Raw genomic sequence first — 1,387 nt, 5'->3', positions numbered from 1 at the left:
CCAGTAATATTGTCACTGATGGCTCAACTGAATGGACATACAGCACTGATAAACTGATTGAAAATAATAGCAGTTCAACAGGCTCTGCTTCCACTAGTAATGCGCCCTCAACTACGCCGCCCTCTCAAAAGCCCAGCTCTACAAAACCTAGTACTTCAAGTGAAGTTAATAAAGGCACTGTCATACGCGATGACAAAGTAACACAACAAGGCCCAACACATGAAGTTAGGACGAAACAAGCAAAGATCACGATTAAGTTTTTAGATGAAGCAACAGATAAGCCTTTATCAGGATTAACTTATTGGACTCAATCTACTAAGTATGGCAAAAATGCTTCTACTACTGGTAGTGATGGCACAAGAGGTCGTACGCATGATTCAGATGTGGGTATCAGCATTGCGGTGATAGTTAACGAGAATGGTAAGGAAATTAAGAAAGGTACTATCATCGCTAATAGTGATAAAAACGGTGTTGCTTATGTTTATAAGGCTAAAAAGCCTAAGTTAGATCCAAGTGGTGCACATTGGCATAGCAGGTTTAAAGCAAGTACAAGTTTAGATGATTTATCAGAACCGTTTAAATCTAATGCTAAGAAATTTATTAGTGCATTGAAAGCTGCTAACATCTCAGTTCGTATTTCTACTACATATCGTCCTGATGCAAGATCTTATCTAATGTACTATTCAACTAATATAAAAAGAGGCAAAATTAGTCCAGAAAAAGTTCCTCCATGGCCTGGTGTCAATATTGATTGGACTCATGGTGGAAATAAAAGTAAAGCTGTTGAAGCTGCTAGAGCTATGCATGCTTCTTATGGTATTGGAGGCAACCCTGTTGGAAAACCATCTAATTCTAACCATAATGTAGGCTTTGCAGTAGATATGACAGTCACTAACTATTCAGGTAAGACAATTAGTTTAAATGGTAACAAATATAAGATAAATGAATTTAATGATTTAGTTGCTGCTGGGAAGAAAGTATCCGTTATTTGGTATGGAAGTAAAGACAAGCCGCATTGGTCACAAACTGGAAGATAATATGAAGCTTAAATATGTAGTAGTTAAATTATTGTTATTAAGTCTAATAATAGGTTGCACACAGTTAGAAGAAGTAGATAAGGAAACTATTACACTAGAAGCAGTAGATAAGGAGTCAGATTTATTGTTAAAAGAAGAAGTAAATGAAGAAACTGCTGTATTACCAGAAAACTTGAATAAGGAAACTATTGTACTTAAAGATAGTGAAAGCTATGCAATTGGTGGGAGCTTCAATACTATAGGAATAGAAGAGAATGATAAAACGCTTGCTTGCATTAACTATCCTGAAAATATAAAAAAAGGATTTTTTCTAGATTTAGATACATCAGAAGTGCCTATAATCAAACTTC

The 1,387-nt window shown here is 35.5% G+C and carries 1 protein-coding gene and 1 pseudogene; both read left to right on the top strand.

What is annotated here, in order from left to right:
- Nucleotides 1-1,037 (top strand): annotated as a pseudogene (locus CXF65_RS00970) (hypothetical protein); the annotation flags it as partial.
- A partial coding sequence (locus CXF65_RS00965; RefSeq protein ID WP_157823978.1) for a hypothetical protein occupies nucleotides 994-1,387 on the top strand: 394 nt, incomplete at its 3' end. The pseudogene CXF65_RS00970 and the gene CXF65_RS00965, both read left to right, overlap by 44 nt.

It is taken from the genome of Psychrobacter sp. Sarcosine-3u-12 (assembly GCF_002836005.1).
GTDB lineage: Bacteria > Pseudomonadota > Gammaproteobacteria > Pseudomonadales > Moraxellaceae > Psychrobacter > Psychrobacter okhotskensis.
This window is presented reverse-complemented; position numbering and strand designations above follow the sequence as displayed.